This is a genomic window from Salinispora fenicalii (genome assembly GCF_000514815.1).
Lineage (GTDB): Bacteria > Actinomycetota > Actinomycetes > Mycobacteriales > Micromonosporaceae > Micromonospora > Micromonospora fenicalii.
Genome location: NZ_KI911471.1, coordinates 85459 through 107651 on the forward strand (window position 1 = coordinate 85459; position 22193 = coordinate 107651).

Sequence of the window (22193 nt, forward strand, 5' to 3'; positions counted from 1 at the left end):
GCGCGACCCGACGGTCGCTCGTCCACGCTGGGACGGGGGCCGATAGGCCGGGCCGTCCCCGCCGCGGGTCGCGGACCGGCTGGCGCTTCGCCGGGCCGGCCGATGCCGGGCGGCGCCGCCATCCCGGGTGGAACGCCCGGGTCAACGCCGGGCCGGGCTACGCCGGGGGCCGGAGCTCCGCCCACAGATGGACTTGGTGTGCCGGCCCGGCGCGGGGCGACTGTGCCCGACGGCGGCCTGGCGGCGGCCCGTGGCGGCGGTTGATCTGGATGGCCCGGACGGACAACGCCCGCGCCGGACGGGGGCGGCTCACCGACAGCGCCGCTCGCGGCGGCGGACGGGCGGGGCCGCTCGGCAGCCGGTCCAGCGGGCGGGTGTGGCCGCGCGGGGCCAGCCTCCCCCGGGTGTGGACTGGCGGAGTGGGCGCCGCGCGGGCTGCCGGCGGGTCCGGGCCGCGCTCGCCCGGCGGCGGGACCGTCCCGGGGTGGTTCGGGTGCCGAACGCGGACCGTCCGTGGGTACTCGGCCGTCGGCGGACGGCACGCTACGCGGGGCTACCGGCGAACCTGGGGGGACCGCCGGTTGATTCAGGGAACGCAGCGTGGGATCGGTCTGATGGGGCGTACGGCCGGCCTGTCGTAGCCAGTCGGCGGGCCGCTTCGGTCGAGCTCGCCGCCCCTCGCTGGTGGCCGGGTCGGCGCTGTCGGTTCGCGGGCCCGGGATGTCGGTGTTCACCACGGGCGTGGCCCGCCCCGGGCCGCCCTCGGGGGCGGACGGGCGGCCCCGCGGTACCACGGTGTCCTCCTCCGGCGTCTCCCGTCGGCCATGCCGGCCGGCGCCACCGGGTGGCGGGGCGGCACGGTGGCCGGGCGGCCTGCCGCCCTCAGCTGCCGCACGGTGTCCACCTGCGACGGGCGGGATTCCACCGGTCGGCTCGTCGGCCCGACCGGGGACCGCCGGCGGGGTGCCCGGAACGCCCATCGACTCACCGGCGCTACGTCGTCCGCCCTGGCCGGCCGATGGAGCGCGGCCCGGGTGGGGTGCAGCGGTGGCCGGAGGGCGGGCCGGCGCTGCCGGGCGACCCTGGCCGACCTCGGAGGTAGGCGGGCCTCCCTGCCCATGGGCCCGCAGGGCCGCTGGGCCAGGAGGAGCGGGAGGCACAGAAGGGGCCGCGGACCCAGGAAGGGTGGGAGGCCCAGAAGGAGCGGGCCGCCGGTCAGCATCGGAACGCGGACGGGGTGCCTCGGGCACATCTCGCCGCACGGGCGGTACCGCCCCAGCGCCGCTCGGCCCTAGGTCGGCGCCGGACCGCTGCGGCGGCGTGGCCGGGCCGGGCCCGCCCTCCGGACCCAGCTCCGCCCGCTGTGCCTTGGCCGTACGCAGGTCGTCGATCCAGCCGAACTCCTCGCCACTGACCGGCTCCCCGGCCGCGGCCTCGGCCTTCCCCCGCCCCCAGCGGCGCCCCTTGCGCCGCTGGTCGGCGCTCTCCTCGGGCTGGTCCGCCCCTCGCGACCTCACTGCTGCCCCTCCTCAGTGGCGTCCACGCCACCCTCGTACGCCGCGTCGTCACCCGGTCTTTCGGGTTGGCGGCCGTTGCCCGCCTCAATGCCGCAAGGCGCCGCCGTCGGCCGACGGTCAGCCACCGGCGCCGGCCGGCGAATGATCCGGCGCAGCAGCGGCAGCCGGTCGGCGACGGCTCGCTCGGCCCCGTGCTGGCTGGGCTGGTAGTAGTCGGTGCCGACGAGGTCGTCGGGCACGTACTGCTGGTTGACCACACCCCGCCGGTCGTCGTGGGGATAGCGGTAGCCGGTGCCATGGCCGAGCCCCTTGGCGCCGGAATAGTGCGCGTCCCGTAGTCCACGCGGCACCGCCCCGCCCCGGCCGGCCCGGACATCGGCGAGGGCCGCCCCGATAGCGGTGGTCGCCGAGTTCGACTTCGGGGCCGTGGTCAGGTGGATCACCGCCTGGGCGAGGTTGAGCTGGGCCTCCGGCAGGCCGACGTACTCCACCGCGTGGGCGGCGGCGGTGGCCACGCCGAGCGCACCCGGATCAGCCATGCCGACGTCCTCGCTCGCGAAGATGACCATCCGTCGGGCGATGAACCGCGGGTCCTCGCCGGCGACCAGCATCCGGGCCAGCCAGTGCAGCGCCGCGTCCACGTCGGAGCCACGCATGCTCTTGATGAAGGCGCTGGTCACGTCGTAGTGGCTGTCGCCGTCGCGGTCGTAGCGGACGGCGGCACTGTCCACCGCCTGCTCGGCGGTGGACAGGTCGATGCGGCTGGCGCCGACCGCGGTGGCGGAGGCGGCCGCGGCCTCCAGGGCGGTGAGCGCCTTGCGGACATCACCGGCGGCGAGCCGAACCAGATGCTCCTCGGCGTCGGGGGCGAGAGCGGGCGTGCCACCCAGGCCGCGACCGTCGGCGACCGCACGACGGAGCAGACTGCGCACCGCGTCGTCGTCCAGCGGCTGCAGGGTGAGGAGCACACACCGAGACAACAGCGGCGAGATGACGGAGAAGTATGGGTTCTCGGTCGTCGCCGCCAGCAGCGTGACGGTACGGTCCTCGACCGCGGCGAGGAGCGAATCCTGTTGGGTCTTACTGAACCGATGCACCTCATCGATAAAGAGCACGGTCTGCGGTCCACCGGTGCGACGCTGCCGACGGGCGGCCTCGATGACGGCACGGACGTCCTTCACCCCGGCGTTCAGCGCCGACATCGCCACGAAGCGACGATCGGTGGCCCCAGCAACCAGGTGCGCAATGGTGGTCTTCCCGCTGCCGGGTGGTCCCCAGAGGATCACCGACATCGGTGCGGCCCCGGAGACGAGTTGGTGTAGCGGTGCACCGGGGGCACGCAGGTGGTCCTGGCCGATCAGCTCGTCGAGCCCGGTCGGGCGCATCCGGACGGCCAGCGGCGCATCCTCCCCGACCGGCGTGAACCCAGCCATGCCGGCAGTACCCGCGGGCGCGACCGCCGCGGCGGCGGGCTCGCCGAAGGAGAAGAGGGCGTCGGGATCCATCACGGGAACAGTACCGGGCGCGGCTGGGGTCAACAGAATCAGCGCCGCCGGGCGGAGCTGACCTGTCCCTTGCGGTCCGGCCTGTGCCACCGGCCGCGCGGTGCGGCCGGTGGCACAGTCATCAACGCCGAGCCGCGCCCGCACCGGCGCCGGTGGTCGGGTCACCATCGCGAGCCGGGGGCACGCCGGGCTGCCCGCTGACCGGTGCCGAGGGCTCGGGCGAGGCGGCGGCCGTCGGCGCACCGACCGGGGCGGGAGAACCATCGCGGCTCGCCCGCCAGGCGGGCAGGTACAGCGGCGCGGCGATCGCGAGCACGACCGCGCCGATCAGCATCGCGACGCTGACGCCGGCCCGGTCCGCGACCAGGCCGAGCAGGATCCCTCCAGCGGCACCGGCGGGCATGGCCACCATCGAGTTCAAGGAGACCACACTGGTTCGGTACGGCCCGTCGACCTGCCGGTGCACCAGCCCCATGTGCAACGGGTTCGAGGCACCGTGCACGACGTAGCACACGACGAAGGCGACCAGCACGCCGACCGGACCGGCGAGCAGCGCCATCCCGACCACGGTGATGCCCTGCGCGATCCGCAGCAGCGCCGCGGCGGGCGCGGCGCCCAGCCTCCGGGTGAGCAGCGGGGTCGCCGCCGCGCCGCCGGCATTCGCGAGCCAGGCCACCATGGTTGCCGGGCCGAGCAGTGCCCCGGCTCGTTCGGAGTCGCCGAGCACCTCGGCGAGCCGGACCGGCAGGAGAGCCTCAAAAGTAACCATGCCGAAGCCCCAGAAGAGCTCGACCGAGAGCAGGGCGAGCAGCACGCGGGAGCGGCGCAGCAGCCCCATCGCCTGGCCGATCATCCGGGGGGCCTCCGCGATCGACTCGCGCAACGCCGACGACCCGGAGGTGGTACGACGCTCGCGCATCAGCGCGAGCAGGGCCACCAGCCCGACGATCTGCAGCACCACGATGGCCACGATCGGCATGGTCAACGCGCTGAACGGGCCGACCGGGCCGAACGCGACCAGCCCGCCACTGAGCAGAGCACCGGCCGCCATGGCGATGCCGATGGCCGTCCCGCCCTGGCTCAGGCCCCGCTCGTACTCGGCATCGGGGTCGGCGGCGAGGGTGCTGTCCACGAACCAGGATTCGAGCGGGCCGCTGTCCAGCGCCCGATAGACCCCCTGCAACGCCCACACCACTACCAGGAGGGCGAACGAGTCGGCCACGACGAAGAGCGCCACGGAGGCGAGGTTGACCACCGCGGCGAGCACCAGCACCGGCCGGCGCCCCACGGCGTCGGCGAGCCCGGCGGTCGGCAACTCGAGCGCGAGGACGAGGACACCCTGGGCCGCGAAGGCCATGCCGATCTCGGCGAGGGTGAGGCCCCGCTCCTGCATCAGCAGGACGAAGACCGGGACCAGCAGGCCGACCGGCAGCCAGCGCAGGCTGACCAGGATGAGAAAGCGGTTGCGGACCTGTTGGATCGAGAGGGTGGCCATCACGCCTCCTTCGGTAGCGGGTAGGCGGCGAGGTAGACCTGGACCTGCTCGGCGCCGGGCTCCGGCGGGTCGGCCGCTTCTCGGTAGCGCTCCAGGACCTGCCAGAGTTCGTCGTTGAGCGCCTTCAGCCGGTCCACCGGGAGGGTCAGGAAGGCGTCACCCATCCCGAAGGCGTCCCGCCACTCCGACGACCACTGGCTCTGTGCCTCGTACCACCGCTGCGCATGCTCGGTCAGCAGGCGCACCTGGTGGCCCTGGATCCACTCCATGGCGGCGCGGGCATCCGGGTCGTCGTCGAAGTCGGTGGGCTCGAAGTCGCTGACCTCGTGCGCGGCCCGCCACCAACGCTGCCGACCGGCGCCCCGGTCGGGGTCCTCGGCGACCAGCCCCACGTCGGCGAGCTGACGCAGGTGGTAGCTGGTGGCACCGGTGTTGGTGTCAAGCAGTTCGGCCAGCATGGTGGCGGTCGCCGAGCCCTGCGCCCGCAGCGCCCCGAGGAGCCGAATCCGCAGGGGGTGCGCCAGCACCCGCACCTGCCGGTGGTCGATATGCACCGCGCGGGGCGTCGGCCCGGCCCGTTCCCGGTCATCAGTCATGCTTGCACACTATCTTTGCATAGTTTCTATGCACAACCTCTGCACAAGAATTATGCATAAAATTTGTGCAACGACTTCAGGTTCGACTGCCCCACGCCACCCAGCTCGACCCGGCACCGAACACGACAGCGGCGGCCCGGCAAAGCCGAGCCGCCACTGGAATGGCCAACGAGGGGCGGTCAGGTGGGGTCGGCCACCGGAGCAGCCGGACCGGCGGTGCCGGCCTGCGCCCGCGCCTCGGGCTTCGGCCGGGCGTCCACGCCCGCCTCCAGGCGCTGCGCCGCGGTGATCGGGGTCGGCGCCGCGGTCAACGGGTCGAACCCGCCACGGGTCTTCGGGAAGGCGATGACCTCACGGATCGAGTCGGCGCCGGCGAGCAGCATGCAGACCCGGTCCCAACCAAAGGCGATCCCGCCGTGCGGCGGAGCGCCGTACTTGAAGGCCTCCAGCAGGAAGCCGAACTTGTCCTGCGCCTGCTCGGGGGTGATACCGAGCAGGTCGAAGACCCGCTGCTGCACGCCCTCGCGGTGGATACGGATCGAGCCGCCGCCGATCTCGTTTCCGTTGCAGACAATGTCGTACGCGTACGCCAGCGCCCGGTCCGGCGCCTCCTCGAAGCGGTCCACCCACTCGGCGTTCGGCGCGGTGAACGGATGATGCACCGCGGTCCAGCCGCTCTCTCCGCCCTCCTCGCGGTCGGTGACCCGCTCGAACATCGGCGCGTCAACCACCCAGCAGAACGCCCAGGCGCTCTCGTCAATCAGGTTCGCCCGGCGGGCGATCTCCACCCGGGCCGCGCCAAGCAACTCCTGAGCCGCCCGGCTCTCCGCGCCGGCGGCGAAGAAGATCGCGTCGCCGGGCTTCGCGCCGACCGCGTCGGCCAGACCCGCCAGGTGCTCGGTGGAGAGGTTCTTGGCGACCGGACCCCGTGCCTCACCCGTCTCGGCGTCGAGCACCACGTACGCCAGGCCCTTCGCACCCCGCGCCTTGGCCCAGTCCTGCCAGCCGTCCAGCTCCTTGCGGGACTGCGCCGCACCGCCGGGCATCACGACCGCACCGACGTAGCCGCCCGCCTCGATCGCGCCGGCGAAGACCCGGAATCGGGTACCGCGCAGGTAGTCGGTCAGCTCGGTCAACTCCACGCCGTAGCGCAGGTCCGGCTTGTCCGAACCGTACCGGGCCATGGCCTCGTGCCAGGTGATCCGCGGGATCGGCCGAGTGATCTGGTGGCCGGCCAGTTCCCGCCACAGTCGGGACACGATCGCCTCGCCGAGGTCGATCACGTCGTCCTCGGTGACGAAGGACATCTCGATGTCCAGCTGGGTGAACTCCGGCTGCCGGTCGGCGCGGAAGTCCTCGTCCCGGTAGCAGCGGGCGATCTGGTAGTACCGCTCCATCCCGCCCACCATGAGCAGCTGCTTGAACAACTGCGGCGACTGGGGCAGCGCGTACCAGGTGCCGGGCTGCAGCCGGACCGGCACCAGGAAGTCCCGAGCCCCCTCCGGCGTCGAGCGGGTCAACGTCGGGGTCTCGATCTCCAGGAAGTCCCGCTCGTGCAGCACCGTACGGGCGATCTGGTTAGCCGCGGAGCGCAGCCGCAGGGCGCTGGCCGGCCCGCTGCGGCGCAGATCCAGATACCGGTAGCGCAGCCGGACATCGTCACCGGCCTCGACCTGGTCATCCACCGGCAGCGGCAGGGGCGCCGCCTCGGAGAGCACCTCCAGCTCCTCCGCCGTCACCTCGACCTCGCCGGTGGCCAGTTCCGGGTTCTCGTTGCCTTCGGGACGACGGGTCACCTCGCCGGTTACCCGAACGCAGTATTCGTTGCGGAGCACGTGGGCGTCCTCCTCGCGGAGGACGACCTGGGCCACCCCGGAACCATCCCGCAGGTCCACAAAGATGACACCGCCGTGGTCGCGCCGGCGGGCCACCCAGCCGGTGAGCGTCACCGTGGTGCCGGCGTCCGTCGCGCGCAGGCTTCCGGCGTCATGGGTACGGATCACGACGTGCGTCTCCCTCGTCTGCGGAATGAGTCTGCCCAGCAGCATCGCCGGGCCGCCCCGGGGCCGCATCCTCATTTCCAGCCAGTTCCGGGGCAGAATGTCTCTGCCCCGGCATTCTGTCAGGGCTACCGCACCGCCGTTTGCCGGGTACGCGGAAGGAGAGCCCGCCACGCGCCAAACCCGGGTGGGTGTCGGGCGCCGGACCCGGCGATGGCGTGCCCTGGGGCCGTCAGCCCCGGGCGGCCTGCCGGGCGCGACGGGCGTCGCGCTTCTCCTCGAATCGGGACGCGGCGAGCTCTAGGCCGTCGAGGTGGGCCGCGATCTGGTCCCGGGCCGCCTCGCCGTCCGTGTTCAGGCCCGACACCTCGAAGATGTCCCACTGCCGCAGCACCGGCAGCACCACCTCGTCCCGGTGCTGGCGCAGGTCGTAGATGCCGGCCAGGGCGATCGCGACGGACTTCCGGGCGAACCCCTCGATGCCGTTGCCCGGCATCTGGAACTCGGCCAGCACGTCGGCCACCGCCCGCATCGTCTGACTGGGAGCCAGCTCGAAGGAGGCAGCGAGCAGGTTTCGGTAGAAGAGCATGTGCAGGTTCTCGTCGGTGGCGATTCGGGCCAGCATCGCCTCGCAGCGCGGATCGCCGGTGGCTCGGCCGGTGTTGCGGTGCGCGACCCGGGTCGCCAACTCCTGGAACGACACGTACGCGAGCGAGTGCAGCATCTCCTCGTCGTGTGCGTTGTGGTAGCCGGCCGACATGTGCGTCATCCGGGCCCGCTCCAGGGCCACCGGGTCGACCGCCCGGGTCACCGTCAGATAGTCCCGGATCGCGATGCCGTGCCGCGCCTCCTCGGCCGTCCACCGGTGCACCCAGGTCCCCCACGCCCCGTCCCGACCAAAGAGCGTGGCGATCTGGTGGTGGTACGAGGGCAGGTTGTCCTCGGTGAGCAGGTTGACGATCAACGCGGTACGGGCGACCTCGGGCAGCTCTGAGTCGGCCGGCGTCCACGCCTGTCCGCCGAGCGGACCGTCGAAGGTCCGCCCCTCACTCCAGGGCACGTACTCGTGCGGGAACCACTCCTTCGCGATCGACAGGTGCCGGTCGAGGTTCTTCTCCACGACGACTTCCAGCTCGTGCAGGAGGGCGGTCTGACTGAGGACGCTCATGCGGTTCTCCCTACGGTGGCGTAACTTACGCCACCGTAGGTCCGATCGTCGGTACGCGCCAGTAGCGTCCCAGGGCGCGCCCCGGAACAGCGCCTTCCTGCCGAAACACCCACCCCGGGCCGAACGAGGGCCGGCGGTCGCGTGAGCTCAGCTCACCACCGGCCGCAGGTCCGCCGCGGGTGGCTGCCACACCTCGGCCCGCGCCGACACCTGCGCACCGGTACGGATGTCCTTGACCTCGTCCGCTCCCTCGTCCGTGCCGGGGAACCACACGTACGGGATACCCCGCCGCTCGGCGTAGCGAATCTGCTTGCCGAACTTCGCCGCACTCGGCGCGACCTCGGTGCAGATACCCCGGGCCCGCAGCGCCTCGGCGACCCGGTTGCTCACCGCCCGCTGCGCCTCGCTGGTCACCGCCACCACCACGCAGGTGGGGACCGGGCGGGAAATGGTCAACGCCCCGGCACCGAAGAGCAGGCCGAGCAGCCGGGTCACGCCGATCGAGATGCCCACTCCCGGGAACGCCACGGCACCGGCGCTGGCCAGGTTGTCGTACCGGCCGCCGGAGCAGATCGAGCCGAGCCGCTCGTACCCGATCAGCTGCGTCTCGTAGACGGTCCCGGTGTAGTAGTCCAGGCCGCGGGCGATGCGCAGGTCGGCGACGCAGAGGCCGGGCGCGTGCTCGGCGGCGGTCTGCATCACCTGGACCAGCTCCGCGAGACCCTCGTCGAGCAGCGGGTGACTGACCCCGAGCGCGTTCACCGCGTCGGCGAACGACGCATCCGGCGCCGAGATCTCCGCCAGCGCCAGCACGGCCTTCGCCTGCGCCTCGGTCGCCCCGGCCGTGGCGGTCAGGAGATCGGCCACCCGGGCCGGGCCGATCTTGTCCAGCTTGTCGACCGCACGCAGCGCCGCCTCCGGGTCGCTGATCCCCACCCCCCGGTAGAAGCCTTCGCAGATCTTGCGGTTGTTGACCTGGATCCGCACCGGCGGAATCGGCAGCGACCGCAGCGCGTCCCCGATCACCAGCGGCATCTCGGCCTCGTGGTGCGGCGCCAACGTGTCCCGGTCAACGATGTCGATGTCCGCCTGCAGGAACTCCCGGTAGCGGCCCTCCTGCGGTCGCTCGCCCCGCCACACCTTCTGGATCTGGTAGCGGCGGAACGGGAACTGGAGCTTGCCGGCGTTCTCCAGCACGTACCGGGCGAACGGCACGGTCAGGTCGAAGTGCAGGCCAAGAGCGTCGTCGCCGGCCGGTCCGTCGGGGTCGGCCTGCAGCCGCCGGAGCAGGTAGACCTCCTTGGAGGTCTCCCCCTTGCGCAACAACTGGTCGAGCGGCTCGACCGCGCGGGTCTCCAGTGGGGCGAACCCGTACCGCTCGAAGGTGTCCCGGATCCGCTCCAGGACGTGCTGCTCGATCATCCGCTGGGCGGGCGTCCACTCCGGGAAGCCGGAGATCGGCGTGGGCTTACTCATGGTGCTCCGTTCGCGAACCCCGCGCGGTCCACGCGGGGGAAAGAGGATGCGGCGGCTACAGGCCGCGGGCAGGGGCCGCCGGTCGCGCCGGCTCGCCCGCCACCTCGAGGAGGTACGGGTTGGCGGCGCGTTCCCGGCCAATCGTCGTGGTGGGACCGTGGCCGGGCAGCACGACCGTGTCGTCCGCCAGCGGGAGGATCTTGCTCCGCAAGCTGGCGAGCATCGTCGGATGGCTGCCGCCCGGCAGGTCGGTACGGCCGATCGAGCCGGCGAAGAGCACGTCACCGGAGAGGCAGAGCTCGTCCGCCTCCCAGCGGGAGCCCGCGCCGGGCAACCGGAAGAGCACCGACCCGCCGGTATGGCCCGGCGCGTGGTCAACGGTGATCTCCAGCCCGGCGAGGTCGAGGGTGCCGCCGTCGGCCAGTTCAGCGACGTCCTCCGGCTCGGTGTACGGCAGCCGGCCGCCGAAGAGCCCGGCCAGGTCGGCGGAGAGCCCCTTCGCCGGGTCGGCGAGGAGTTCCCGGTCGGCCGGGTGAACGTACGCGGTGACCCCACGCGCACCGCAGACCGGCGCGACGGAGAAGGTGTGGTCGAGGTGGCCGTGGGTCAACAGGACGGCGGCCGGATGCAGCCGGTGCTCGGCCAGCAGGGCGTCAAGTCGGTCGAGCACCCCGATGCCGGGATCGACCACCACACACTGCTCCCCCGGCGCCGTCGCGACCACATAGCAGTTGGTGCCGAAGGCGTCCGCGGGAAAACCGGCCACGAGCACGACGGCTCCCCTTCCCTCAAAGTGTCAGGTCGTCTGCTGAGCCTAGTCGCCGAAGCAACCGATCTCGCGCGGTGCAGCCCGGTCGCGGGTGCAGCGATGTCCGCGAGTCAGCACCGCGCCACCTCGTATACGACAATCCCCGCCACTGGCCGTACACTCTGGCGGGCGTGTGGCATGGCACACCTGACCAACGGTCGGGCCGCCCCGTCACGGAACCAGGGTAGAGGAAGGGGAGCGCGGGTGGCCTCCAGCAGGGATCGGCAGCGCAAACTGGCGCGGGCAAAACTCGACCGACAGCTGGCCCGGCGGGCCACTCGGGCCCGCCGCCGACGGCAGGTCCAAGCCGGGGTGGGCGTCGCAGTCGTCCTCGCCCTGATCGTGGCCGGCTCCGCCTGGGCACTGGGCGCCTTCGATCGGGAGCCGGTCGAGGACACCACGGCCCAGGAGATCTGCTTCTGGACCCCGGAGGACGCCAGCGCCAACACCAACCTGACCGACGTCGGCACCCCGGCCACCACCGGGCTACCGACCGAGGGGGTTCGGACGATGACTGTCGTCACGAACCAGGGCGCCCCGATCACCGCCGAGCTGGACACCGCCGCCACCCCCTGCGCCGTCGCGAGCATTTCTCACCTGGCGGCGAACTCCTTCTACGACAACACGAAGTGCCACGAAATCACCACCGAGGGCGCAGTGCGCTGCGGCGACCCGAGCGGCACCGGACTGGGCGGGCCCGCCTACTCCTTCTACGACGAGAACGTTCCCACCCCGGCGGACGCCCCGGCAAGCCCGGCGGAGGCATCGGCGAGCCCGGCAGACGCGTCGGCCAGCCCCACGCCCGACCAGCCTGCGACCTACCCGAAGGGCACGGTCGCGATGGTCGGCAACAGGCCCAGCGGCAACGGAAGCCAGTTCCTGATCTTCTTCAAGGACTTCACCACCGCCGACCCGGCGTACACGGTCATTGGCCGTGTCACCGGTGGCCTGGATACGGTCGAGAAGATCGGTGCGCTACCGACCGTGGAGAATGAAGGCGGGGCGAAGGTCAAGCCGAAGGACGACGACGTGGTCATCCAGAGCCTGACGGTCACCGAGCCGGCGGCGACGCCGACCGTCACCACGTCGGCCACCCCGGCGGTCGACTCGAGCGCCGGCTGACCGATCCCAGCCAAACCCCATCATGCAGGAGGACCCAGGCGTGACGTCCACCAGTGAGCGGCAACGCGCGGCGGCCCGCGCTCGGCTCGAGAAGGAGATGGCCGAACGGACCGCCCGGGCTCGTCGGCGTCGACAGACCCAGGCGATCGTCGGGGCGGGCGCGGCGCTCCTCCTGGTGGTCGCCGGCACTGTCTGGCTGGTGTCGAGCCTCGGCGACGACTCGGCGACCGACTCGACCATCACCGCCGGTGCCGGCGATTGCGCCTTCACCGAGGTCCCCGCCGACCAGCGGACCCCACAGATCAAGGACGTCGGCCTGCCGAGCAACCAGCAGCCGAACACCGGCACCCAGACCCTCACCATCGACACGAACCTCGGGCAGATCACGGCCAAGGTCGACCGGTCCCAGACGCCGTGCACCAGCGCCAGCTTCACCCACCTGGCCGAGCAGAACTTCTTCGACAACACCAAGTGCCACCGCCTCGTCACCGAAGGGATCAAGGTGCTCCAGTGCGGTGACCCGAGCGCGACCGGCGACGGCTGGCGGGAAACCGATGGCACCGGCGGTCCGAGCTACCGGCTGGCCGAGGAGAACCTGCCCACGGACAAGCGGCCCCCGTACCCGGAGGGCGTTATCGCGATGGCCAACTCCGGCGCCCCCGGAAGCACCGGCAGCCAGTTCTTCATCGTCTACGGCGACTCGCCGCTCGACCCGAACTACACCGTCCTCGGCACCGTCACCGGTGGGCTGGACATCGTCAAGGAGGTCGCGGCGGCCGGCGACGACGCTGCCTACGCGCAGATGGCCGGCGGCGGACACCCAAAGAAGGAGGTCACCATCACTGACCTCACAATGAGCGCGCCCCAGGGCTGACCGCCCCAGTGAAAGACCGCCACGCGCCCCCGGCTCCTGCCGGGGGCGCTCAGGTATCCCGACGGGTCAGTCAGGAGCCGGAGGTGACCCGGTAGGCGTCAAAAACGCCATCGACCTTCCGCACCGCGGCCAACAGGTGCCCCAGATGCTTGGGGTCGGCCATCTCGAAGCTGAACCGGCTCACCGCCACCCGGTCCCGCGTGGTCGTCACGGTCGCCGAGAGGATGTTGACCCGCTCGTCGGAGAGCACCAGGGTCACGTCGGTGAGCAACTTGTGCCGGTCGAGCGCCTCGACCTGGATGGCGACCAGGAAGGTCGACGCGCTGGTGAGCTTCCAGCCCACCTCCACGACCCGCTCCCCCTGCGCCTTGAGGTCCTCGGCGTTGGCGCAGTCGTCCCGGTGCACGCTCACCCCGCCGGAGCGGGTGACAAACCCGAACACCGAATCCGGCGGGACCGGAGTGCAGCAACGGGCCAACTTGATCCACACATCGCTGACACCCCGGACAACGACACCCGGGTCGTTGCTGCTGGCCCGGCTCCGCGGCGGGCGAGTGGCCACCGCGGTCTCGGCGATGTCCTCGACCGCGCCCTCCTCACCGCCGTAGGAGGCCATCAGCTTCTGCACCACCGACTGGGCGGAGACGTGACTGTCACCGACCGCCGCGTAGAGCGAGGCGACATCGGCCAGGTGCAGATCCCGGGCGATCGCCATCAAGTTGTCGGAGCTGAGCATCCGCTGCAGCGGCATGCCCTGCTTGCGCATCGCCTTGACGATCGCGTCCTTGCCGGCCTCGATCGCCTCCTCGCGCCGCTCCTTGTTGAAGTACTGCCGGATCTTCGTACGCGCCCGCGGGCTCTTGACGAACCCCAGCCAGTCCTGGGTCGGGCCGGCCGTCTCCGACTTCGAGGTGAAGATCTCGATCACGTCGCCGTTGGCGAGCGTCGACTCCAACGGCACCAACTTGCCGTTGACCCGCGCCCCGATGCACTTGTGCCCCACCTCGGTGTGCACCGCGTACGCGAAGTCCACTGGCGTCGACCCCGTCGGCAACGGAAAGACGTCACCCTTCGGAGTGAAGACGTACACCTCTTGGCTGGACAGGTCGAAGCGCAGGGCGTCCAGGAACTCGCTCGGGTCGGCGGCCTCCCGCTGCCAGTCCAACAGCTGCCGCAGCCAGGTCATCTCATCGATGTGCGCCGGCGGGCCCACGATCTGGGTGCCCTTGTGTTCCTTGTACTTCCAGTGCGCGGCGATACCGAACTCGGCGGTACGGTGCATCGCGTACGTGCGGATCTGCATCTCCACCGGCTTGCCGGTGGGGCCGATCACCGTCGTATGCAACGACTGGTACATGTTGAACTTCGGCATCGCGATGTAGTCCTTGAACCGGCCCGGCACCGGCTGCCAGTTGGCGTGAATCACACCCAACGCCGCGTAACAGTCCCGCACCGTGTCGACCAGGATCCGCACACCCACCAGGTCGTAGATGTCGTTGAAGTCCCGCCCCCGCACGATCATCTTCTGGTAGATCGAGTACAGGTGCTTCGGCCGACCGGTCACCTCCGCCCTGATCTTGGCCGATTTCAGGTCGGTGCCGACTTTCCTGGTCACCTGCCGCAGCAGCGCCTCCCGCTGCGGCTGGTGTTCCCCGATCAGTCGGTTGATCTCCTCGTACCGCTTCGGGAAGAGGGTACCGAAGGCCAGATCCTCCAGCTCCCACTTGATCGTGTTCATACCCAGGCGATGTGCCAGGGGAGCCAAGATCTCCAGCGTCTCCTTGGCCTTCTGCTCCTGCTTTGGCCGGGGCAGGAAGATCAGGGTACGCATGTTGTGGAGCCGGTCGGCCAGCTTGATCACCAGGACCCGTGGATCCTTCGCCATGGCCACGACCATCTTGCGGATCGTCTCCGCCTTCGCCGCGTCACCCAGCTTGACCTTGTCGAGCTTGGTCACCCCGTCAACCAGTAGTGCCACCTCGCCACCGAAGTCGGCCCGCATCTGGTCGAGCGTGTACTCGGTGTCCTCGATCGTGTCGTGCAGCAGTGCCGCGACCAGCGTGGTGGTGTCCATGCCCAGATTGGCCAGAATGGTGGCCACTGCGAGCGGATGGGTGATGTAGGGGTCGCCGGATTTACGGTACTGGCCAGAGTGCCAGCGGGCCGCCGTGTCGAAAGCACGTTGCAACAGCCGCGCGTCGGCCTTCGGGTGATTCTCCCGGTGACTTGAGATCAGCGGTTCCAGCACCTCGCTAACCTGCGAGGACTGCCAAGGCGCGTTGAACCGGGCCAGCCGGGCTCGCACCCGGCGCCCGGTCGGCGCGTTGGAGAGCGCGAATCCGCCGCCGGGAACGGTCTCGGGCGTCAGATCGCCCCGACTCGGAACGACCGCCTCCTCGCTCCCTGCGTCCGGGCTGACGCGGAGGGCGTCGGTCGCTCCGGCGCCACTGCCGGGACCTGCCCCGGATCGGGAGCTACCACTGCGGTCGGTCACCGAGCCGTCGCCTGTCGCGTGCACCGTGTCCTCCACCGGAGGGGCGACATCGTGAGACACCGGCCTCCTCACCGCTCGCCGGACGCGCCGGCCAAGCGGCCGACGCCGAATTCAACCGGCCGCACCGGGCCGGCGTTGTCGACTCAGCCGGCCACAGAGCCGGCGTTGTCGACTCAACCGGCCACAGAGCCGGCGTTGTCGACTCGACCGGCCACACTGGGCCGGCATGTCCCCGCCGGCCTCCGGGCCGCCAGGTCCCTCGCCACCGGACGATTTCACGCGCCCGGTCAGCAAAAGGCAATGCTACCCGCACTCAGGGTATGCCGCCGTCTCCCCGACCCGGGCCGCGCGGGGCCCTCCGCCCGAGCGGACGATCAAACGGTCAACAGGGCGTGAACCGGACGTGGCGCCAGCCGCTCGCGACCGCCCAGGAAGCCCAACTCCAGCAGCACGGTGAAGCCCGCCACCGTACCGCCGGCCCGCTCAACCAGGTCGAGGGTCGCCTCGGCGGTGCCGCCCGTGGCGAGTACGTCGTCCACCACCAGCACCCGGTGCCCGGCCGTGAACGCGTCCTGGTGCACCTCCAGGGTGGCCTCACCGTATTCCAGCGCGTACGACGCCGAGTAGGCCACCCGGGGCAGCTTGCCCGCCTTGCGCACCGGCACCACCCCGACGCCGGCGGCGTACGCGATCGCTGCCGCGACCACGAACCCGCGGGCCTCGATCCCGACGACGGTGTCGAACGAGTCCCGCCCGTGGTGGCGCACGATGCCGTCAATGATCTCGCGAAAGGTGTCCCCGTCGGCGAAGAGCGGCATCAGGTCCTTGAACATGACCCCGGGCTTCGGGAAGTCCGGTACGTCGAGCACCCGGCTGGCCACCAGTTCGGCCATCTCCCGGCCGCTGTCCCCCCGTACCCCGGTGGTGTGGGTCTTTGTCACGACAGCTCCGCTCCCTTGTTCCGACGACGGCGTCCTTCAGGCCGCTCGCGCAGCCGGAAGGACGCCGTCGTGTTCCGTTCCACTGGCGCGTCAGCGCCGCTTGCCACCCGGACGGTTGCCGCCACCGCCGGTGCGCCCACTGCGCGCACCGGCCGGCCGCTTGCCTGCCGGCCGTGCCCCTACCTTCGGGGCCGCCGCGACCGCGAGGGCCGGCGTCTCCGGTTCGATCTGCTCGTCGGCGCTCTCCGTCGGTCGCGGCGCGCTCTTCGCCGAACCCTCGCCGCGCTCCAGCGCGGCCCGCCGGGCCAGCACCCGCTTGTTGTGCGCCTGGATCCGCGGTTCCTGGTTCTTCAGCAGCACCAGCAGCGGGGTGGCCAGGGTGATCGAGGAGAAGAACGCCACCGCCATACCGACGAAGAGCACCAGGCCGAGGTCCTTCAGGGTGCCCGCGCCGAAGAGGCCGGCACCGATGAAGAGCAGGCCGCCGACCGGGAGCAGGGCCACGATCGAGGTGTTCAGCGACCGCATCAGGCTCTGGTTGATCGCCAGGTTGGCCGCCTCGCCGTACGTCTGGTTGTTGTTCGCGGTGATGCCGCGGGTGTTCTCCTGAACCTTGTCGAAGACCACCACCACGTCGTAGAGCGCGAAGCCCAGGATGGTGAGGAAGCCGATCACGGTCGACGGGGTCACCTCGAAGCCGACCAGCGAGTAGATACCGGCGCTGAGAACCAGGTTCATCAGCAGGGAGCTGACCGCACCGACCGCCATCCGCCACTCGAAGCGCAGCACCAGGTAGACCATCACCAGCACGAGGAAGATCACCAGGCCGAGCACCGCCCGCTCGGTGACCTGGCTACCCCACGCCTGGCTGACCTGTTCGCCGCCGACGTCGCTGACCGGGAGGCCGAAATCCTGGGCTACCGCCGCCTTGACCGCGTTGGCCTGCTCCGCGCTGAGCTGCGAGGTACGCATCTCGTAGAAGTCGTCACCGGTGCCGCCGACCTTCTGCGCGGTCACCACCTCCGCGCCGCCGCCCTCAGCGGCCAGCGCGGCGTCGACCGCCTCCTCGGCCTGCTCCAGGGTGCCGACGCTGGCGGGCACCTGGATCGAGTTACCGCCAGCGAACTCGATGCCGAGGTCGAACCGGAGGAACGCGAAGCTCAGCACCGAGATCAGGGCCAGCGCCCCGGCGACGCTGAACCACACCTTGCGACGGCCGACAATGTCGAGACCGGCCTCACCACGGTAGAGGCGACTCGCGAGACCAGCACCGGCCATCTCAGACCTCCTTCGCGCGCGGGTTGCGGGACTGGGCCGGCTTCTCCCGGGCCGGCAACGCCCGGCCGAGGCCGCTGACCCGCGGGGACAGGAACGCCCGAGTGCGGGCGAACATCGTCATGATCGGGTGTCGGAAGAGGAAGACCACCACCAGGTCGAGGACCGTGGCGAGGCCCAACGCGAAGGCGAAGCCCTTGACCACGCCGACCGAGACGGCGTAGAGCACCACCGCGGACATCAGGGTGATCGCGTTGGCGGAGATGATCGTCCGACGGGCGCGGATCCACGCCCGGGACACCGCGCTGCGGGGGCTGCGTCCTTCCCGGATCTCGTCCTTGAGCCGCTCGAAGTAGATGACGAAGGAGTCCGCCGCCACACCGAGCGAGACGATCATGCCGGCGATCCCGGCGAGGGTGAGGGTGAACCCGATCTGCCGGCCGAGGACCACCAACGCGCCGAAGACGAGCAGCGCGGAGAGGACCAGGCTCAGGAAGATCACGGAGCCGAGCAGCCGGTAGTAGAAGAACGAGTAGATGATCACCAGCAGCATGCCGATACCGGCCGCGAGCAGGCCAGCCCGCAGGTGGCTGGCGCCCAGGGTCGCGGTGACGTTCTGCTGCGCCTGCGGCTCGAAAGTCACCGGCAGCGCGCCGTAGCGCAGCGTGCTCGCCAAGTCACTGGCGTCCTGCTGGGTGAAGTTGCCGGTGATCTGCGAGTTACTGGTCAGCACGCCCAGGATCTCCGGCGAGGAGACGATCTGGTTGTCCAGCACGACGGCGACCCGGCAGTTGCCGCTGTCTCCGAGCGCGCTCGGGTCGCAGGCAGCCTCCTCGTTCCGGAACGCCTCGCCGGTCAGCGCGGTCCACTTCTCCTGCCCGTCGCTGGTGAAGTCCAGGCTGACCACCCACTGGCTGGTCTGGTCGAGCACGGCGTTGGCGTCGTTGATGTCGGTGCCGACGACCTTGGCCTGGTCGAGCAGGTACTTGATGCTGCCGAACTCGCAGGCGACGGCCTGTTGGTCGACGGCGGAGATCGACGCCGGCGGGCGGGCGTCAAGCTGGGCACAGGTGATTTGTGGGACGTTGAACTGCATCTGGGCCGGCAGCACCGCGATCTCACGGTCGGTCAGCGATGCGAACGGCTTAAGCTTCTCGACCAGCGACGGGTCGGCGGCCAGGTCGTTGGGCGACTGGAGCCCGTTCGCGGCCTCCCAGGCAGCCGCACCGACCTTCTGCTCGACCGCCCTGCGCTGCTCCTCGATGCTGGCCGGCACCGGGGTGGCGCTGTCGCTCGCCGCCGGTGCCGCGCTGGGCGAGGAGGACGCGCTGGGCGAGGCCGTGGGGGTCTCGCTCGGCGCCGCAGCACCACCGCCCTCACCTCCGGTCGGCGACGCAGTGACCTGGACGCTGCTCGACGGGGTGGGCGAAGCGCTGCCGGTCGCGGACGGCGTGGCAGAGCCAGACGGCGTGGCAGAGCCAGACGGCGCAGCGGAGCCAGACGGCGTGGCGGAGGGGGTGCCGGTCGGACTCGGCGCCGGGTTCGCCGCCGCACCACTACCGTCGGTTACCTGAAGCACCTTCCGGAAGCGCAACTCCGCGGCGCTGCCGACCTCGGTCAGGTCCCGGTTCTCGCCGGGAAGGGAGATCACGATGTTCCGGTCGCCCTCGGTAACGACCTCGGCCTCAGCGACCCCGAAGGCGTTGACCCGGCTCTCGATGATCTGCCGGGCCTCCTCCAGGTTCTCCGCGGTCGGTGCCTGGCCGTCGACGGTGTTGGTCGCCTCCAGCGTCAGCCGGGTGCCGCCGACCAGGTCGAGACCGAGCTTGGGCTCAAGCCGGTCCTGCCAGCTACCGCTCGCGCCGCCGCCGAAGAAGACCAGAAGATAGAGGACCACGAAGATGGCCCCAAGCACGGCAAGCTGCCGCCCGGGGCGCATCTGTTTTTGAGGTGGTGCCACGGCTGTCCTGTCTCCCTGTTGGGTCACGCCGCCACGCCAGCGGCGGCTGTCGGCCGGACAAGCCGGCCGAAGCTATGTGGGGGTCACCGCAACGGCGCACCGGCACCGGCGCGGAACGCCACCACACCCTGCACCTACCGCGGGTGGCGTATCGACCCGATTGTCAAATTTTCGTCCAACTCATGCACTGCCCGGCCCGCCGGAATGACGGACGGGGTGTCACTCCTTGATTGCGTCCGCGTCGTCGGCCGCCGCCTCCGCGGGCTGCTCCGCCTTGGTCACGACCCGCGCGATCGCGGGACGGGCGTAGCGGGTCTCCACACCGGGGGCGACCTCCAGCAGTACCGTCTCGTCGTCCACACCGGTGACGGTGCCATACAGCCCGCCGATGGTGACGACCTCGTCACCGTGCCCCAGCGAGGACTGCATGCTCGCCGCTTCCCGACGCCGCTTCTGCTGCGGACGGATCATCATGAAGTACATGACTCCGAAGAGCAGGACGATCATGAGGATGGGAGTGAAGTTGCTGGCGGAGTTTTCTTGTGCCAAAAGCACGGTGGTAAAACCTTCCCATTGGCCCCCATACCGGCACGAGGGCACCGGGGCGAAGGCGATTTCTTACATCTGTACAGACCGCGGCGAGTCTAGTCGCTTCACCTGGGAACACCGAATGCGGCACAGATCACGTTCGCATCACGGCTGATCAGGCTCCACCGAGAACAGGTCACGCGCGGGAGGAGTATCCAGGCCAAATGTACCATTCGGTGGTGTACGGCCCAGGTGGCGCCAGGCCGCCTCGGTAGCGACCCGACCGCGCGGCGTTCGGGCGAGAAGACCAGCCCGCACCAGGAACGGCTCACAAACCTCCTCCACGGTGTCCGGCTGCTCCCCCACCGCCACCGCCAACGTGGACAGGCCGACCGGACCACCCCGGAACAGATCCACGAGCGCGGTGAGCACCGCTCGGTCCAGCCGGTCCAGCCCCAACGCGTCCACGTCGTACACGGTGAGTGCCGCCTGCGCGGTCTCCCGGGTGACCACACCGTCGGCCCGGACCTCGGCGAAGTCACGCACCCGGCGCAACAGCCGGTTCGCGATCCGGGGGGTACCCCGCGCACGGCCGGAGATCTCGGCCGCACCGTCGGCGGTGATCGGCACGCCGAGGATCCGGGCCGAGCGGTTCAGCAGTGTCTCCAAGTCGGCCGGGGAGTAGAAGTCCAGGTGTGCGACGAAGCCGAACCGGTCCCGCATCGGGCCGGTGAGCAGCCCAGCGCGGGTGGTCGCCCCGACCAGGGTGAACGGCTCCACGTCCAGCGGGATGGCGGTCGCGCCGGGCCCCTTGCCCACCACCACGTCAACCCGGAAGTCCTCCATCGCGCTGTAGAGCAGTTCCTCCGCCGGCCGGGCGATCCGATGAACCTCGTCGATGAAGAGCACGTCCCCCTCGCCGAGACTGGTCAGAATGGCCGCCAGGTCACCGGAACGCTCGATCGCCGGGCCGCTGGTCACCCGGATGCTGGTGCCCAACTCGGCGGCGACGATATTGGCCAGGCTGGTCTTACCCAACCCCGGCGGACCCGACAGGAGGATGTGATCGGGAGGGCTGCCGCGACGTAGCGCGCCCTGGAGCAGCAAGTCGAGCTGGTCCCGGACCCGCTCCTGTGCGATGAACTCGGCCAGCCGACGCGGCCGGACGCTGGCTTCCGCGTCCCGCTCGGCGTCGCTCACATACGCCGAGACCAGATTGTCACCCGTCATCCCGACTCCTCACCCCGTGACCCGGATGGTGTCGACCGACGCACTCCGCCCACCCGTCATCGGGTCCGGCCCAACAGCCGAATCGCCTGCCGGAGCAGGACCGGCACCGGGGGCACCTCCCCGTCCACCGTCTCCGCCACCGCGGTGACCGCCTGATCCGCCTGCGCCGCCGTCCAGCCGAGCCCGACCAGGGCCTGACGCACTTGCTCCGGCCAATTGCCGGTCGTGACGCCGGCCGCGGCGTCGGCACCGACCGGGGCGGGACCGATCCGGTCCCGCAGCTCCAGCACAAGCCGCTCGGCGCCCTTCTTGCCGATCCCCGGCACCCGGGTCAACGCACCGATGTCGGCGTTGGCGATGGCCGCCCGGACCGCCTCCGGCGCGTGCACCGCGAGGACGGCCTGGGCCAGTCGGGGGCCGACCCCGCTGGCGGTCTGCAAGAGCTCGAACAGGGCCTTGGCGTCGTCATCGGCGAACCCGTAGAGGGTCAGCGAATCCTCCCGGACGACCAGGCTGGTGGCGAGGCGGGCCGGCTGGCCCACCCGCAGGTCAGCGATCGTGCCCGGCGCACACTGCACCGCCAGGCCCACCCCGCCGACCTCCACGACGGCGTGGTCGGGACCGATCGCGGTCACCACACCCCGGACACTGGCGATCATCGGCCTCCTCCTCGTCGTCGGGCCCGGTCGGCGGCGGTCGCCAACTTCGAGCGGGTGCCACCGCGCCACACGTGGCAGATGGCCAGAGCCAGGGCGTCGGCGGCGTCCGCCGGGCGGGGCGGGGCGGAGAGCCGCAGCAGCCGCGTCACCATCGCGGTCATCTGGGCCTTGTCGGCCTGACCGGAGCCGGTCACCGCCGCCTTCACCTCGCTCGGAGTGTAGGTCTGCACCGGCAGGCCCGCCCGCGCCCCGGCGAGAACGGCGACCCCGCTGGCCTGCGCCGTGCCCATCACCGTGCGGACATTGTGTTGGCTGAACACCCGCTCGACGGCCACGCTGTCCGGCTGGTGCTCGGCCACCAGGGCGGTGAGCGAGCGGTCCAGGGTCAGCAGGCGCAGCGGCAACTCGTCATCGGGATCGGTCTGGACGACGTGGTACGCCACCAACGTGCAGGGGCGCCCCGGCACGCCCTCGACCACGCCGACCCCACACCGGGTCAGCCCCGGGTCAACGCCGAGCACGCGCACGCCGCCTCCTCCCCAACC

The 22193-nt window shown here is 71.0% G+C and carries 17 protein-coding genes; 2 read left to right on the forward strand and 15 right to left on the reverse strand.

Going from position 1 to position 22193, the window contains the following annotated elements:
- Positions 1-1513: 1513 nt before the first annotated feature.
- From B116_RS0118205 to B116_RS0118235, 7 genes are all read right to left on the reverse strand, one after another.
- A complete protein-coding gene (locus B116_RS0118205) occupies positions 1514-3022 on the reverse strand; it encodes a replication-associated recombination protein A (protein WP_026321812.1) in 1509 nt (502 codons plus the stop codon).
- 121 nt (positions 3023-3143) lie between these two features.
- The gene (locus B116_RS0118210) at positions 3144-4517 is read right to left on the reverse strand and encodes an MFS transporter (RefSeq protein WP_027660888.1); all 1374 of its coding nucleotides are present in this window, start codon (positions 4515-4517) and stop codon (positions 3144-3146) included.
- Complete coding sequence (locus B116_RS0118215) at positions 4517-5113, reverse strand: ArsR/SmtB family transcription factor (protein WP_027660889.1); 597 nt, start codon at positions 5111-5113, stop codon at positions 4517-4519. The genes B116_RS0118210 and B116_RS0118215 overlap by 1 nt, the downstream gene beginning before the upstream one ends.
- A gap of 179 nt (positions 5114-5292) precedes the next feature.
- Positions 5293-7116 (reverse strand): aspartate--tRNA ligase, encoded by a 1824-nt coding sequence (aspS, locus tag B116_RS0118220; protein WP_027660890.1) that lies wholly within the window; start codon positions 7114-7116, stop codon positions 5293-5295.
- 229 nt (positions 7117-7345) lie between these two features.
- Entirely contained in the window at positions 7346-8281 is a 936-nt protein-coding gene (locus B116_RS0118225) for an acyl-ACP desaturase (protein ID WP_027660891.1), read from the reverse strand.
- Between the two features lie 147 nt (positions 8282-8428).
- A complete protein-coding gene (gene hisS, locus B116_RS0118230) occupies positions 8429-9757 on the reverse strand; it encodes a histidine--tRNA ligase (RefSeq protein WP_018722770.1) in 1329 nt (442 codons plus the stop codon).
- A gap of 55 nt (positions 9758-9812) precedes the next feature.
- The gene (locus B116_RS0118235) at positions 9813-10529 is read right to left on the reverse strand and encodes an MBL fold metallo-hydrolase (protein WP_018722769.1); all 717 of its coding nucleotides are present in this window, start codon (positions 10527-10529) and stop codon (positions 9813-9815) included.
- 240 nt (positions 10530-10769) lie between these two features.
- On the opposite strand from B116_RS0118235, the gene B116_RS0118240 reads away from it, so the two are divergent.
- On the forward strand, positions 10770-11687 hold the full coding sequence (locus B116_RS0118240) for a peptidylprolyl isomerase (RefSeq protein ID WP_018722768.1): 918 nt from the start codon (positions 10770-10772) through the stop codon (positions 11685-11687).
- A gap of 22 nt (positions 11688-11709) precedes the next feature.
- Positions 11710-12561 (forward strand): peptidylprolyl isomerase, encoded by an 852-nt coding sequence (locus B116_RS0118245; protein ID WP_033665500.1) that lies wholly within the window; start codon positions 11710-11712, stop codon positions 12559-12561.
- A 70-nt stretch (positions 12562-12631) separates the two neighbouring features.
- Here the strand turns inward: B116_RS0118245 and B116_RS0118250 are convergent, their stop codons facing one another.
- From B116_RS0118250 to ruvC, 8 genes are all read right to left on the reverse strand, one after another.
- Positions 12632-15091, reverse strand: a complete 2460-nt coding sequence (locus B116_RS0118250; RefSeq protein ID WP_027660892.1) for a RelA/SpoT family protein — start codon at positions 15089-15091, stop codon at positions 12632-12634.
- Between the two features lie 338 nt (positions 15092-15429).
- A complete protein-coding gene (locus B116_RS0118255; RefSeq protein ID WP_018722765.1) occupies positions 15430-15996 on the reverse strand; it encodes an adenine phosphoribosyltransferase in 567 nt (188 codons plus the stop codon).
- Between the two features lie 90 nt (positions 15997-16086).
- Positions 16087-17274, reverse strand: coding sequence for a protein translocase subunit SecF (gene secF / locus B116_RS0118260; RefSeq protein WP_027660893.1), 1188 nt, complete (start codon positions 17272-17274; stop codon positions 16087-16089).
- 1 nt (position 17275) lies between these two features.
- A complete protein-coding gene (gene secD / locus B116_RS0118265) occupies positions 17276-19210 on the reverse strand; it encodes a protein translocase subunit SecD (RefSeq protein ID WP_033667725.1) in 1935 nt (644 codons plus the stop codon).
- 240 nt (positions 19211-19450) lie between these two features.
- The gene (gene yajC, locus B116_RS0118270; RefSeq protein ID WP_026321809.1) at positions 19451-19786 is read right to left on the reverse strand and encodes a preprotein translocase subunit YajC; all 336 of its coding nucleotides are present in this window, start codon (positions 19784-19786) and stop codon (positions 19451-19453) included.
- A gap of 138 nt (positions 19787-19924) precedes the next feature.
- A complete protein-coding gene (gene ruvB, locus B116_RS0118275) occupies positions 19925-20989 on the reverse strand; it encodes a Holliday junction branch migration DNA helicase RuvB (protein ID WP_027660895.1) in 1065 nt (354 codons plus the stop codon).
- A 56-nt stretch (positions 20990-21045) separates the two neighbouring features.
- On the reverse strand, positions 21046-21648 hold the full coding sequence (gene ruvA / locus B116_RS0118280) for a Holliday junction branch migration protein RuvA (protein ID WP_027660896.1): 603 nt from the start codon (positions 21646-21648) through the stop codon (positions 21046-21048).
- The gene (gene ruvC, locus B116_RS0118285) at positions 21645-22175 is read right to left on the reverse strand and encodes a crossover junction endodeoxyribonuclease RuvC (protein ID WP_018722759.1); all 531 of its coding nucleotides are present in this window, start codon (positions 22173-22175) and stop codon (positions 21645-21647) included. The genes ruvA and ruvC overlap by 4 nt, the downstream gene beginning before the upstream one ends.
- Positions 22176-22193: the final 18 nt, after the last annotated feature.

Excerpts from the sequence above, each read along its gene's own strand:
- B116_RS0118205 (WP_026321812.1), bottom strand. The coding sequence starts at position 3,022 with ATGGATCCCGACGCCCTCTTCTCCTTCGGCGAGCCCGCCGCCGCGGCG.
- B116_RS0118210 (WP_027660888.1), bottom strand. The coding sequence starts at position 4,517 with ATGGCCACCCTCTCGATCCAACAGGTCCGCAACCGCTTTCTCATCCTG.
- B116_RS0118215 (WP_027660889.1), bottom strand. The coding sequence starts at position 5,113 with ATGACTGATGACCGGGAACGGGCCGGGCCGACGCCCCGCGCGGTGCAT.
- B116_RS0118225 (WP_027660891.1), bottom strand. The coding sequence starts at position 8,281 with ATGAGCGTCCTCAGTCAGACCGCCCTCCTGCACGAGCTGGAAGTCGTC.
- hisS (WP_018722770.1), bottom strand. The coding sequence starts at position 9,757 with ATGAGTAAGCCCACGCCGATCTCCGGCTTCCCGGAGTGGACGCCCGCC.
- B116_RS0118245 (WP_033665500.1), top strand. The coding sequence starts at position 11,710 with ATGCAGGAGGACCCAGGCGTGACGTCCACCAGTGAGCGGCAACGCGCG.
- secF (WP_027660893.1), bottom strand. The coding sequence starts at position 17,274 with ATGGCCGGTGCTGGTCTCGCGAGTCGCCTCTACCGTGGTGAGGCCGGT.
- secD (WP_033667725.1), bottom strand. The coding sequence starts at position 19,210 with ATGCGCCCCGGGCGGCAGCTTGCCGTGCTTGGGGCCATCTTCGTGGTC.
- ruvB (WP_027660895.1), bottom strand. The coding sequence starts at position 20,989 with ATGACGGGTGACAATCTGGTCTCGGCGTATGTGAGCGACGCCGAGCGG.
- ruvA (WP_027660896.1), bottom strand. The coding sequence starts at position 21,648 with ATGATCGCCAGTGTCCGGGGTGTGGTGACCGCGATCGGTCCCGACCAC.